This window comes from Coriobacteriia bacterium, assembly GCA_031292615.1.
Classification (GTDB): Bacteria; Actinomycetota; Coriobacteriia; order Anaerosomatales; family JAAXUF01; genus JARLGT01.
In genome coordinates, this window is sequence record JARLGT010000076.1 from 1 (window position 1) to 13,008 (window position 13,008).

13 protein-coding genes are annotated in these 13,008 nt (G+C 64.3%); 7 read left to right on the top strand and 6 right to left on the bottom strand.

Annotated elements, in window-relative coordinates; genetic code table 11:
- Positions 1 to 275: 275 nt before the first annotated feature.
- From P4L93_06905 to P4L93_06915, 3 genes are read right to left on the bottom strand one after another with little or no spacing between them, the layout of a single operon-like run.
- A complete protein-coding gene (locus P4L93_06905) occupies positions 276 to 1,223 on the bottom strand; it encodes a hypothetical protein (GenBank protein MDR3686665.1) in 948 nt (315 codons plus the stop codon).
- Positions 1,220 to 2,380, bottom strand: a complete 1,161-nt coding sequence (locus P4L93_06910; protein MDR3686666.1) for a glycosyltransferase family 4 protein — start codon at positions 2,378 to 2,380, stop codon at positions 1,220 to 1,222. Before P4L93_06910 ends, P4L93_06905 begins: the two co-directional genes overlap by 4 nt.
- Positions 2,377 to 3,678: a glycosyltransferase family 1 protein gene (locus P4L93_06915; GenBank protein MDR3686667.1), complete on the bottom strand. Its 1,302-nt coding sequence runs from the start codon at positions 3,676 to 3,678 to the stop codon at positions 2,377 to 2,379. Before P4L93_06915 ends, P4L93_06910 begins: the two co-directional genes overlap by 4 nt.
- A gap of 331 nt (positions 3,679 to 4,009) precedes the next feature.
- On the opposite strand from P4L93_06915, the gene P4L93_06920 reads away from it, so the two are divergent.
- Complete coding sequence (locus tag P4L93_06920; GenBank protein ID MDR3686668.1) at positions 4,010 to 5,512, top strand: hypothetical protein; 1,503 nt, start codon at positions 4,010 to 4,012, stop codon at positions 5,510 to 5,512.
- A gap of 6 nt (positions 5,513 to 5,518) precedes the next feature.
- On the opposite strand, the gene P4L93_06925 is transcribed toward P4L93_06920, so the two are convergent.
- The 3 genes from P4L93_06925 to P4L93_06935 are packed head-to-tail and all read right to left on the bottom strand — an operon-like array spanning position 5,519 to position 7,889.
- The gene (locus P4L93_06925) at positions 5,519 to 6,304 is read right to left on the bottom strand and encodes a class I SAM-dependent methyltransferase (GenBank protein MDR3686669.1); all 786 of its coding nucleotides are present in this window, start codon (positions 6,302 to 6,304) and stop codon (positions 5,519 to 5,521) included.
- 47 nt (positions 6,305 to 6,351) lie between these two features.
- Positions 6,352 to 7,458, bottom strand: coding sequence for a DegT/DnrJ/EryC1/StrS family aminotransferase (locus tag P4L93_06930; protein ID MDR3686670.1), 1,107 nt, complete (start codon positions 7,456 to 7,458; stop codon positions 6,352 to 6,354).
- Complete coding sequence (locus tag P4L93_06935; protein MDR3686671.1) at positions 7,455 to 7,889, bottom strand: hypothetical protein; 435 nt, start codon at positions 7,887 to 7,889, stop codon at positions 7,455 to 7,457. Before P4L93_06935 ends, P4L93_06930 begins: the two co-directional genes overlap by 4 nt.
- Before the next feature lie 179 nt (positions 7,890 to 8,068).
- Between P4L93_06935 and P4L93_06940 the strand changes: the two genes are divergently transcribed.
- The 6 genes from P4L93_06940 to P4L93_06965 all read left to right on the top strand — a co-directional run.
- On the top strand, positions 8,069 to 8,872 hold the full coding sequence (locus tag P4L93_06940; GenBank protein ID MDR3686672.1) for a hypothetical protein: 804 nt from the start codon (positions 8,069 to 8,071) through the stop codon (positions 8,870 to 8,872).
- A gap of 120 nt (positions 8,873 to 8,992) precedes the next feature.
- On the top strand, positions 8,993 to 9,898 hold the full coding sequence (locus P4L93_06945; GenBank protein MDR3686673.1) for a glycosyltransferase family 2 protein: 906 nt from the start codon (positions 8,993 to 8,995) through the stop codon (positions 9,896 to 9,898).
- A gap of 4 nt (positions 9,899 to 9,902) precedes the next feature.
- A complete protein-coding gene (locus tag P4L93_06950; protein ID MDR3686674.1) occupies positions 9,903 to 11,063 on the top strand; it encodes a glycosyltransferase in 1,161 nt (386 codons plus the stop codon).
- Positions 11,064 to 11,067: 4 nt separating this feature from the next.
- Positions 11,068 to 11,691 (top strand): sugar transferase, encoded by a 624-nt coding sequence (locus P4L93_06955; protein ID MDR3686675.1) that lies wholly within the window; start codon positions 11,068 to 11,070, stop codon positions 11,689 to 11,691.
- Positions 11,692 to 12,315: a NeuD/PglB/VioB family sugar acetyltransferase gene (locus P4L93_06960; protein MDR3686676.1), complete on the top strand. Its 624-nt coding sequence runs from the start codon at positions 11,692 to 11,694 to the stop codon at positions 12,313 to 12,315.
- Positions 12,308 to 13,008: DegT/DnrJ/EryC1/StrS family aminotransferase (locus tag P4L93_06965; GenBank protein MDR3686677.1), on the top strand; the 701-nt coding region annotated here is incomplete at its 3' end. The genes P4L93_06960 and P4L93_06965, both read left to right, overlap by 8 nt.

Consider the following 13,008-nt stretch of genomic DNA (forward strand, 5'->3'; position numbering starts at 1 on the left):
CGGATCGCCGGTCTCATAACCAAGCCCCCCGGGAACTGGGTCGAGTCCCGGTGTCCCGGGAGTGGTGGAAGAATCGTCCAAAATCCTTGGAAACCCTTAGGATTCCTCTAGCATTGTGAGGCTGCGGCGGGGTGGGCGCAACTCGATGCGTACAAGAGCTCGCGCGCGAACTTGCGGTCACAGTTTGCGCTGCTCTTGGGCACCAAAGTGTCGCGCAGTCGACTCCGTGAAATCGAAGTGGGCACTGGTCGTCGGGAACCAAGAGGGACAACGACTCACCAGTAGCAGCCGCCCTCGACCAATCCCGCCCCGACCGGAGTCTCCTCGGCGCTTGGCCTGACCCAGTACTCGTTGAAGTGGCAGGCAACGTCCTCGGCCGACTCGACCTCCCAGCGCCGCCCTTTGATGCCGAACAGCAGCTGTGTCTGTCCGCCGAGATGTATGGCCTGCCTGCCCATAGCCTTGACCGCCGCGCCGAGCGGGAGTCCGTAGGCGCCGGCGCCGATGACGGCGACGTCAAAGTCGCAGGCCGCTATGCGGCCGACCATGTCGTCAAGCGCCGCGAACCAGTCGGCGTAGCCGCTAGGGTTGCCAGCGGCAGACTGGACGGCGGGCAGCGTCTTGAGCTGGAAGAGAGGCAGCGTCTCGGGATTCGCGAAGAGACGTGTGCGATTGGCGCGGTACTGGGACTCGATCGTCTTGGCGAATGGGTGGACCACGAGCACTGTCTTCCCGGCCAGCTCGGCGCTCCACGGGTGAGCGCAGGACACAACGTTCAAGGCCTCGAGGTGGACGAGGCGCGCCGTAGGGCAGAACTCCGAGACGACCCGCTGCTCGTTTCGATTGAACCACACGCCCATCACGTCGGTCGCCCTGACCGCCGCGAGGAATACCTCGGCGAAGCGGTCGAGTACGATGTCGGTGACCGGGAACACGCCTGCGTTGTCGCGCATGACGTGGCGAAGCGAGGCCGGATAGGGCACGGGCAGAACGCGCCCGCGTCGCCATCGCGTGTAGAAGCTGACGCACCCGAGTTCGGAGGAGCCGAACCGAGCCACGAGGCACGGCTTACCAGAAGCAAGCGTCGCTGCCGCGATCGCACTCCCCTCCTCGTCCCACGCGACTGTGCGGCGGTACTCCTCGGGAGGTAACGGGCCGTAGTAGAGGCGCTGGACAGCTTGCGAGAGTCGGGCGCGCGCAGCCAACGCCGGCGAGTCGCTCATCGGCCAATGGCCTCTTCGATGACACGCGCTCGCTGTTCGGAGCGAGCGCGCCACGAGTACTTAGCGACGACCGCCTCGCGGGCGCGGCGGCCCATCTGGGCTGCTGCAGCTGGATCCGCAAGAATGCCTGCAGCACCAAGCGCAACTGAGTTGGCGTCGCCAGCAGGAAACAGCACGCCGCACTGGCACTCCGTTACGACCTCGGAGATGCCGATCACATCGGACGCGACCACCGGCACGCCGCACGCCATCGATTCGTAGAGCTTGAGCGGCGAGAACATCGTCTCACGCTCGGGCGCTGTCATCGGGACGAACGACACCGCGGCGTGAGCCACCACGCCGGCAACCTCTCCATAAGGCAGACGGCCGAGGTAGACGACGCGTCCCGGCATCTCGGCGACGGCCGATTCGACTTCCGGGCGCAGCGCACCGTCGCCGACGAAGACGAGAGGCAGCTGCTGCGGCCACGAGGGTAACTTGACGGCCTCGAGGAGGGTCGCGATGCCTTGCCACGCCGGGAACTGCCCGAAGAAGACGGCGAATCGGTCCGGCAATCCGGCCCGCTTAGATGCGTCAGGAGTGAACACGTCGACATTGGCTCCGTTGCCTATCGTCACGACGCGGTCATGGCCGGCCTCGCGCTTCAGCCACTCGGTCAGCCCGCTTGCGACCGAAACTATCGCTGAGGCGTGGCGATACTGCCAACGCTGCATCGCGTCGAACATGACCCGCCCGACTCTCAAGCCCGGATAGGCGATGAACAGGTCTTCGTAGGGGCCATTGCACTCCTGAACGATCGGCACACCAGCGTGGGCTGCCCTGTACGCAGTCGGTAGCGCAATCTGGTGAGCGCGGACGTAAATCGCGTCGTAGTCCCGTAGACGCCGAGCAAGGCGCTGTTGCACCCGCCTCATCTCCAGGAGTCTGCCCACGCCGCCCGGCGCTCCGGTCGCGGGATACTCGGGGAAGTAACGATCGACGGTCCAGCCGAGCCTCTCCCACCCCTTGATGACCTCGGTGACCGCCGCCCATGTGTCCTGCCCGTCAACCACGGCCTGCAGACTCAGGTATGCGATGCGACGGCCGGGTTCGCGGCGGGCCACGGCCGTCGGATCAGGCGACTGACCAGGTCGTGTAGGAAGAAGGTTGTCGCTCACGACACGCCGCCATCTGCGTGAGGCGCGACCCCGGGCCGGTCAGCGAGCACTCTGCTCTTGGCCTCGTCGAGGATTCCAGCGAGCCTTCGCGCGAAGTCATGAATCGTGTAAGCCGACACACGTGCGTGGCCACGCGCGATGAGTTCGGTTCGAAGCGACTCGCTCGACACGATGCGGCGGATGCCCTCGGCGATCGACTGGGCCGACGACGGGTCCACGAGGACGGCGGCGTCTCCCGCCTGCTCGCGAACTCCCCGGATGTCGGACGTGATCACCGGACAGCCCAAGCGCCACGCCTCCAAGATGGGGATGTTCGTGGGCCCAAAGAACGTCGGCATCACGAGGGCCGTGGCTTGGGCGTAGAGGGCAGACATGTCGTCGTCTCCCACATAGCCGAGGTATCGCACGAGGTCGTCCACGCCGAGTTCGCGAGCCGTCTGCATCACTGTCGCGAAAGTCTCGGCTCTCAGCGCGCTCTCGCCTCTCGAGCCAACGAGCACGAGCGGAAGCCGTAGACCCTCGCGGGCCAACAACCCGAGCGCCTCGACGATCCGCTTGTGGTTCTTGTGTGGCCAGAACTGGGCCGGGTAGAAGAGGTACATCTCGGGCAGGTCTTGGGCGACACGAACACGCCGGAGCTCCACTTCGGGAACCACAGCGGCAACGTAGTGTGCCGGCACGAATGGAAGCGGACGCACGGCATCCTCGGCGATTCCGAGCTCGCTGTAGCAGCTCAAGACATCTTCTCGGCCGACCTCCGAGTCGACCACCACCAGAGTCGCGTTAGCGATGGAGTTGCGCATGCGCTCCTCGCGTCGCTCCCACTCCGCCCGGTCGGCGAACTCCGGCAGCTGAGGCTGGAGCTTGTGCTGGAGATCGTGGACCACGACGACGTAGGGAACGCCTGTGCGGTACGAAATGTCGTTCTCGATCGTAAAGAAGAGCAGGTCGAGCCCGAAGGGACCGAACCATTCGCGCCACGTGGTGTCCTCAGTAGAATCGCGACGTCGGCGTGCTAGCAGTTTCGAGCGAATGGGCGAGGCCAGACCCGCAAGCCTCGAGCGAACGCTGGTCGGGAGTCGCGTCCACATCCGACCAAGCCACGTGGATGACTCCGGCATCTCGACCATCTGAAACGGCGAGGCCGAGATCTCACTTGGCGGCTTGTGGTTCTTCGGGATGAAGAGCAGGAACTCGTCGCCCGAGTTCACTTCCGCCAGCGCATCCAAGAGAGTCACAGAGTACTGATAGACGCCGCCCCACGACCGGTTCAAAACCGGAACAATGCCGATCCTCATTGCGTCTCCTGGCACACGACGCCGAGAACGCGGATGCTGGACTTGCGCCGCCGGCGTGGTTCCGGTGTAGGCCTAGCGCTCACAAGCCCTCCGTGATCGTTAGTTGGTCTTCAGAGGCGAGACAAATCGGCAGCCCGAATCGAACTTCCTCCCCGGCGCGCACTTCGATACCCTAGGCTGTCGGCTGATGAGCCGCAAGTGTCCTCGACGTGCGACACATGGAAGGTCGAAAACCATCCAACCTCCGACGAATTCGGACGGCAATACGCTCTCGCCGAGGCTTTCCAGCGAGAAGCGAGTCATCGCGCGAAACGCCTTGGCCAGCATCGGCGTGAGGCTTATACAGATTGCCTCGGCGTTCGTGTTAATGCCGTTCCTCATTCGGGGCTTCGGAATCGCGGAGTATGGGGTCTTCGCGCTGGCGAGTTCGCTCTCCGTCTATGTTGGCCTTCTCGACTTCGGCGTGAACCAGACGCTCGTGAAGTACGTCGCCGAGTACAGGGCGCGAGGCGAGCATCGCAGAGTGAGCGGGCTGCTCTCCAACGGCACCGCCTACTACGTCGCGGTCGGAGTGGTCGCCGCGGGCTTGCTCGTGGCTCTGGCAGTCTTCGGAGTGCGGTTGCTGCATCTGAGCCCAGCGGACGCTGCTCTCGCCAGCGAGCTGTTCTTCGTCGCAGCGGTCATCTCACTATTCACGTGGCCGCTGGGCGTTGGGCTCGCCGTTCTCAACGGGCTTCAGCGCTACGACCTCAGTTCTTACGTGAACACGTTCGTGGTCGCAGGCAGCTTCGTCGTCACGGTGGTAGTGCTCTTCCTCCACGATGGACCGGTCGCCCTTCTCGCCGCCATGGGCGTGATCACGATAATTGGCTCTGCCGCGGCGTGCGTTATGGCATCACAGCAACTCGGAGGCATGGGGCTTTCGCTGGGGCTGCTCAGTCGAGATGGGATGCGCACCATCTTCGGCTTCAGCTGGATGATCTTCGTGACGCAGATCGCAGGGGCCGCGACCAACGAACAGACCGATCGATTCGTGCTGGCCACGTTCGTCGGCGCGAGACCGGTCGGTCTCTACGACCCCATCTCGAGGCTCAACGGCATGATCTCTCAGCTCGCGTCGTTCCCGGCTGCGGTCCTCGTGCCAGCAGCATCGCACATGGACGCTCAACACCGGACTGAGTCGCTGCGCGCGCTCTACGTCCGAGGCAGCAAGTACACGGTCGCCTTCGTCGCACCTATGGCCGTCGGACTGATCACTCTCGCACACCCGCTGCTGCTCTCGTGGCTCGGACCTCAGTTCGCCGAGATGACGGTGCCCGCGCAGGTCTTTCTCGTCATCTGGCTCATGTACGCGAACCTCGTGGTCGCGTTCGCCATCTTCGTTGGGATCGGGCGCCTACGATTCTTGATGTGGTTCAACCTTGCGACTGCCGCGCTGAACTTCCTGATGAGTGTGGCACTCGTACAGCACTACGGGGTGCTCGGCGTCATCGTAGGCACGGTGGCCGCAGACACGCTTCTGTTCCCGATCGGCATCTGGTACGCGTTCCGAACGTTTGAGATCGGAGCGCCCGAGTACCTTCGCCGAGTAGTGCTTCCGACGTATCCCCTTCTCCTCGTGACGGCCGGCTTGGCTTTCCTGGCCGAATACGTGGGGCTCACCAACACACTCCTAGGAGTCGCCGTGGCCGGCATTGGCAGCGTGGCGGTCTACTGGGCGGCGGTCTATTCGTTTGGGCTCGACGGTAGCGAGAAAGCCGACGTTGGAGAACTGGTTGCAACTCTGGCGACTCGTCTCGGCATCGGCCCTGACGACTCTAGGACGCAAGGCTGACCGGACTCACCGGGCCCGCGCCACCCACGAGACATTCCAGTCGTCTTCTGTCGGAGTCCCGACCTCGCGCATGACGGGGGTCAGCGATGCGACTTCGAATCCTGCGACCTCGAGGAAGTACGCGACTTCCTGCGCGAACAGAAAGCGCATCGTGTGAGACTCCGCCACCTCACTGCTCGGGTCGGGCGTCCCATCGGCCCGGACAAGTTCGTAGTCAACTCGAACCGTCTGCGCAATGACGTCGAGCGTTGAGCGGGCGATGCGGACGAGTTCGGTCCCATCCCCGAGCACGATTGGCTTGCGCCGCTCCTCAGGCCGAGAGACGAGTACCGCCGGACCGAACCACGCATCGAACACGAAGAGGCCGCCGGGGTTCAGGTGCCGCCGTGCAACGGCGAACATCGATGCTAGATCTTGGTTTGTCAGCTGGTAGCCGACGACCGCAAACATAGAAATAACTGCGTCGAAAGCGCGTCCGAGATCGAGTTCGCGGACGTCGGCGACGAGTAGCGTCGGCTGCGCACCTGACTCCTCGACCTTAGCTGTGGCTCGCGCGATCATATCCGGAGACCGGTCGACGCCAGTGACTTCACATCCCGATGCGGCCAATGGCAGAACGTGCCCGCCGGTCCCGCAGCCGAGGTCGAGAACGCTGGCATCGGAACCGAGTCCATGCTTTGCAAAGACACGCCGCAGATACAGGCACTCGGCATCGTAGTCTTTGTCTGCGTACAGGAGATCGTAGAAGCGTGCGTAGCCACGGAACATCGAGGCCTCATTGGAGTTCGTCATGTGACCGTCCCAGTGAATCGATGATTTCGAATCGCAATCGAGTCGTACTATGCCTCAAGGGCCTGGTGCACGGCGGCAATGACCATCTCGATCTGCTCGTCGGTAATCGCCTGCCCCGAAGGCAGATACAGGCCTCTGGCCGAGATCCGCTCCGTCACCGGGTACGATTCGCCCAAAAAGAGCCCCTTGGCGTGAAAGACCGGCTGCTCGTGCATCCCCACGAAGAACGGCCGAGTCTGCACCCCCAGCCGAGCGAGGCGCGACGCAAACTCTTGCGCGTCGAAGTCCACGTCATCGTCGAGCACGACGCCATACATCCAGTAGACGTTCTTGGCCCGCGGTCGCTCGACAGGGAGTTGCAGCGGCAGGCCGCTCAGCCCCGCCGAGTACGCCGCGGCCATCTCGCGCCTACGGTCAACGACGGACTCAATTCTCTCGAGTTGTCCCACGCCTATCGCTGCTTGCAGGTTTGTCAGCCGGAAGTTGAACCCAAGCTCCTCGTGAACGAAGCGCCGCTGTTCTTGGAAACAAAGATTGCGCTTTGAGCGAGCGCGCTCGGCGAGCTCATCGTCATCAGTGAGCACCATGCCGCCCTCGCCCGTCGTGACGATCTTGTTGGCGTAGAAGCTGAAGCAGGACAGCTCGCCGAAACCCCCGCACTTGCGGCCGTCAAACTCGGCGCCGTGAGCTTCGGCGGCATCTTCAACGACAGCCAGCCCATGTTTCCAAGCCAGAGCCTCGATCGCGTCCATGTCGACCGGATGCCCATACATGTGCACCGGCATGATGGCTCGCGTTCGCACGCCAATCTTGGCTTCGATCTGGGAGACGTCCATGCACCAGGTGTCTGGCTCTACATCGACCAGACAGGGCACGGCGTCGTTGTAAATCGCTGCAAGCGCGCAGGAGATGATCGTGAACGAGGGCATGATGATTTCGTCGCCCGGCTCGAGGTTCAAACACGACACGGCGAGCTGAAGTGCGACGGTGCCGTTGGCCACGGCTATTCCGTGACGCCGACCGCAGTAGCTGGCGAACCCTTGCTCGAACTCATCGATGTAGCGACCAGCCGAAGATATCCAGCCCTCATCCAGAGCCGCCTTCGCGTAAGCCATTTCCGACTGGCCTATGAGCGGCTCGTTGACCGGTATCATGGCTTGGTGGCCTCGAATCGGGTCTTGTCTCCGTCGCCTGAGTACGGGCCCTGCTTCACTTCGATCATCACGCAGTCTTCGAGGATCTCGAAACCGTGACCTCCGGTCGAGAGCAGGATCACGTCGCCCGGGCTCAACTCTCGGCTGGTAAGGAGGACGCGATCGTCGCCGTACAGATCGACTCGGCATCGTCCTCGGCGGATGAAAAGGGTCTCTTGGGTGTACATCACTTCTCGAGGCAGCTTGTTGTGCACGTGTGGCACGATTGTGTGACCAACCGGGTAGTTGATGACTCCCAGCTGCTGCGAGAAGTGAGGCTGCGAGAAGAAGTGCACGCCCGGCTCATCAAAGGAGCTGCGGACGATGACCGCAACGATTGTCTCGCCGTCGCGAATCTCCTCTACGGCTGCGTTGTCTTCGCTCATCCGCATCCCTCCCTCTCTGGCGCCAGGTCGTGTCGAAGCTTAGTGCACGCTGCTGCGTCTCGCCCCGCATCCGCACTCGCCAGAAGCATAGCAGCGTCGCGCGACCGGCGGCTATGATGCGTGCAGGTACACACGCGAGATGGATAGCCTCGCGCGCCAGCGAACCTACAGCCCAGGAGTACCGCGTGACCGACCCCCCCGCCTACACCATCTTCGTGAACAGCACCGACAGCTTCGAGGACACGTGGGCGCCGTTCTTCCACCTGCTCCACGACTTCTGGCCGGGTGTCTCGGCGGTTCTGAACACCGAGCGCAAGAGTTACCGCGACCCGAACGTCGACATGACGTGCACGCAGGTTGCGCGGCCCGGCGAGGGACGCATCCCGTGGGGAGAGTGCGTGCTTCGGGCGCTCGACCACATTCCGACCGAAACGTTCGTCTACATGCAAGACGACTACTTCCTCTGCTCTGCGGTGAACACCGACGTTGTCGACGAGGCCGTGCGCATCACCGAGTCCGACGACCTCGACTGCCTTCGCCTCATGGAGTGTGGTGGGGCGGGCCCCTACGAGCCGACTCCGTATCCATGGCTCTGCTCGGTGTCGCGTTTGGCGACCTACCGAATCTCGCTCCAAGCTGGCCTGTGGACCAAGACCGGGATTCGCAAGTACCTCCGGTCGCATGAGTCGCCATGGGAGATGGAGGTGTGGGGCTCCAAGCGTGCCGCGCGGATCGACGGCCGGATCTGGGCCGTCAATCGAGACGTCTTCAGCGAGGAACACACGCAGGTAATCCCGTACGAGCCGACGGGCATCGTTCGCGGACAATGGAAGCGCGATGTCGTGGAAGACCTTTTCGCGGTACACGGAATCGACGTACCCTTCGAGGTGCGCGGCTGGTTGCCGGCCACAGGTCCCACTCGGAGCACCGTCGCGCAGAAGATCCGCAAGGCGCCCAAGTACGCGTGGGACCGGATTCGCTCGTTCTGAGAAGCCCATGCCGGGGCCGGGAGCGTGGCCGGCTGCTGATTGCCGGCGAGCCACTAGCGCGCTTTCTGCCTCCCCTTTGGTACCTTGGTCTCGATGACTACCACTCCGGATGTCCCAGGCGTGTCTTCTACTGCCCCACCGGCGCCCGTGGGCGGCGGCGGCCCGCTCGTCTCCATCCTCACGCCGTCGTTCAATCAAGCGAAGTGGCTGCCGGACAACCTGCGCTCCGTGAGCTGCCAAACCTACCGAAACATCGAGCACATCGTGATGGATGGCGCATCGACCGACGGTAGCGTCGCCGTCCTCGAAGCGGCGAGCGACTCGGTCACCTGGCGAAGCGAACCCGATGCGGGCCAGTCCGACGCGCTCAACAAGGCATTTCGCGCGTCCACCGGTGAGATCATCGGCTGGATCAACTCCGACGATGCGTACTTCGACTGCCGCGTCGTCGGCGACGTTGTCGGCTACTTCGTCGCACACCCCGACGTCGATATCGTCTACGGCCACTGCGCGCAGATCGCCGAGGATGGGACGATCATCTGGATGATCTGGGTTCCTTGGTTTATGCGTCGGGTTCTGCGAATCGTCAACTTCATCGGACAGCCGGTCGCCTTCATCCGTCGCTCCGCCCTGAGCGACCCGATGCTCGACGAGTCGTATCACTTCGCGATGGACTACGAGCTCTGGCTCCGCCTCGACCGAGAAGGTCACCGTTTCCACCGAATCTCGCGCATCACTGCAGTCGACCGTCACCAGGCCGCGCGCAAAGGCGTGACGATGGCCGACGTACTCCACTCCGACCTCGGCAGGCTCGCCGAGACACACGGCCGCGGGTACCCGCGCGGCAAGAAGATGCTGAGTTGGCTCTTCTACACGTGGCGCCGATTCATGGGCATCTTCCTCATCCCGCGTATCCCCAACGATCTGGCGTTCACGGACAAGCACACGAGCCGCTGGAACATCTTTCGCCGACAGGCGCTGTCCTGGGGCAAGGCCTGGCCTGCTGACTACGAGGGGGAGCGCTGACACTATGCCATCCGCCCTCTTCGTCACGACGGTCCCCATCACACTCGAGGCGTTCCTTCTCCCCTTCGCCGACCACTTCCGCAGCGAAGGCTGGCGTGTCGATGCGCTCGCCAACGGAGCAGCCGGCCTCCCTGCGCTCGACGGCCACTTCGACGAGCGCTTCGATGTGGCATGGAGCCGCAACCCTCTCGCACCCTCCAATCTTATAGGGACGTCTCGGCGGGTACGCGAGGTCGTGGTGGCAGGCGGATACGACATCGTCCACGTCCACACACCTATCGCGGCGTTCGTGACGCGATACGCCCTGTCGGGACTGCGCGAACAGCCTGGCGGACCTGTGGTCATCTACACCGCGCACGGCTTCCACTTCTATCGCGGACAGGGAGCTCTTGGCCGCACATTCTTCCGCTCGATGGAGCGCGCCGCAGCGCCGTGGACCGACTACCTCGTCACCATCAACCAAGAGGACTTCACGGCGGCGAAGGCACTGGGCGGCATCGCACCAGACCGAGTGCGCCTCATTCCGGGCATCGGGGTCGACTGCAACCGCTTCACCCCCGGCACTCTGCCCGCCGAGCAGATCGCGCGCACCCGAATCGAGCTGGGTGGTGGTGCCACGCCGCCCGATGGCTTCCTCATCACGATGGTCGCGGAGTTCGGCGCGGTGAAGCGACATGCCCTCGCGATTGACGCGTTCTCGCGCGTCACCGATGCGCGTGCTCACCTCGCACTCGTCGGGGACGGCCCGCTCGAGGCTGACGTTCGCGCGCAGGTCACGCGGCTCGGCTTGGCCGACCGCGTGACGTTCGTCGGTTACCGCCGAGACATACCGGCCGTACTCGAGGCGAGCGACGCGCTGCTTCTCACAAGCGAGCGCGAGGGCCTGAACCGCTCGGTCCTGGAGGCGATGGCCAGCGGTAGGCCTATCGTCGGCACCGACACTCGCGGAATCACCGACGCCGTGGGCGACAAAGCGGGCTGGATCGTCGGCCACAACGACGCGGCCGGGCTCGCCGCAGCAATCGACGCCGCTGCCGCCGACCCCGGCGAGCTTGCCCGTCGTGGCGCTGTGGCCCGTCAGCGTGCGTGCACGGAATTCGCTCTAGACACGATCGTGACCGCCTATGATGGGCTGTATCGTGAAGCGCTCGCACACCGTCTATGACCTGCTGAAACGCGTCGTCGACCTCCTTGTGTCGGCGATTGCGCTCGTGGTGCTCTCGCCGGTCTTTGCCGTCGTGGCCCTGCTCGTGCGCTCGAAGCTGGGGTCGCCGGTGATCTTCCGCCAGCAGCGCCCCGGCAAGGACGGGCACATCTTCGCCGTCTACAAGTTCCGCACGATGCGTGACGCCGAGCTCGGCGCCTCCGGAGCCGAAGCCGTAGCATCGGATGCCCAGCGCCTGACGCCCTTCGGGAGACGGCTTCGCTCCACCTCGCTCGACGAACTGCCGGAGCTCGTCAACGTGCTGAAGGGTGACATGAGCATCGTCGGACCGCGACCTCTCCTGCCCGAGTACCTCGACCGCTACAATAGCGAGCAGGCGCGAAGGCACGAAGTCAGGCCGGGAATCACCGGTTGGGCGCAGGTCAACGGCCGCAACGCCGTCTCGTGGAATGAACGCTTCAAGATGGATGTCTACTACGTCGACCACCGATCGTTTCCGCTCGATGTGCGAATCCTGTTGATGACCGTCTCGGCGGTCGTTTCGCGTGAAGGTGTCTCCGCGCCGGGGGCCGAGACGATGCAACCTTTCCAGGGCAACCCAAGCCACGACACAAGCAAGGAGAGCTGAGTGAGACTGCTGGTCGTAGGCGCGGGAGGCCACGCCAAGGTCGTCGTAGATGCCGCCGAAGCCGCCGGGCACGACGTCGTGGGCGTCATAGGCCTGCCGAGCGACCCGTCGCACGTACTCGGCCATCCAGTTGTTGATGGCTTGGACGGCATCCAAGCGGAGGGCTTCGTGATCGCGATCGGCGACAACGCCACTCGGGCGCGCTTCTTCGCCCAGTACTGCGAGTCGGGGCTTGTCCCGGCTGTCGTCGTGCACCCCTCGGTGATAGTCGGCTCCGACGTCGAGCTAGGTGCGGGCACGTTCGCCGCGGCAGGAGTCGTCATCAACACCGGCGCGCGTATCGGTGCCGACTCCATCCTCAACACTGGCTGCAGCGTGGACCACGACTGCATCGTCGGCGCCCACTCGCACCTCGGCCCGCAGGTCGCGCTGTGTGGCACGGTCACGCTTGGCGAGGGCGTGCTCATGGGCGTGGGGTCGTGCGCGTCCCCAGGCGCCTCAGTAGGCGCGTGGAGCGTCGTGGGGGCAGGCGCCGCGGTCGTCGGCGAGTTGCCGAGCCTCTCGGTGTGCATCGGCGTGCCCGCGCGCGCGGTGCGCACAATCGAGGAGCACCCAGGTGTCTGACAAGCTTGCCATCGACGGCGGCGCACCTGTCCGCACGGCTCCGATGCCGCCCTGGCCCTCTCCCTCCGAGGCACAGATCGCCGCCGTGGAGGCGGTGCTTCGCTCTCGCCACATCAACTACTGGACCGGCGACCAGGGCCGCTCGTTCGAGCGGGAGTTCGCTACCGAGCTGGGCGTGGCCCACGGAGTCGCCGTCTCGAACGGCACGCTCGCGCTCGAACTCGCGCTTCGCGCGTTTGGGATCGGCCCCGGAGACGAGGTCGTCGTGCCAGCCCGCAGCTTCATAGCCACGGCAAGTTGCGTCGTCGCCGTGGGCGCCACCCCGGTCTTCGCCGACATCGATCCCGCGAGCAATAACCTCGCCGCGGAAACGGTCGCCACAGTGCTATCACCGCGCACGGCTGCGGTGATTCCGGTGCATCTCGGCGGATGGCCGGTCGAGATCGATCCGCTTCTCGCACTCGCCGCTGAGCAAGGTTTCCGAGTCATCGAGGACTGTGCACAGGCGCACGGTGCCACCTATCGCGGTAGGCCGGTCGGCTCGTTTGGCGATGCGTCGTGCTGGTCGTTTTGCCAGGACAAGATCGTGGCCGCTGGCGAAGGCGGGATGCTCGCGCTCAACGATGATGCGGCCTACTCGCGGGCCTGGGCGTATAAGGACCACGGCAAGTCGCTCGCCAAGCTCGGCGACCG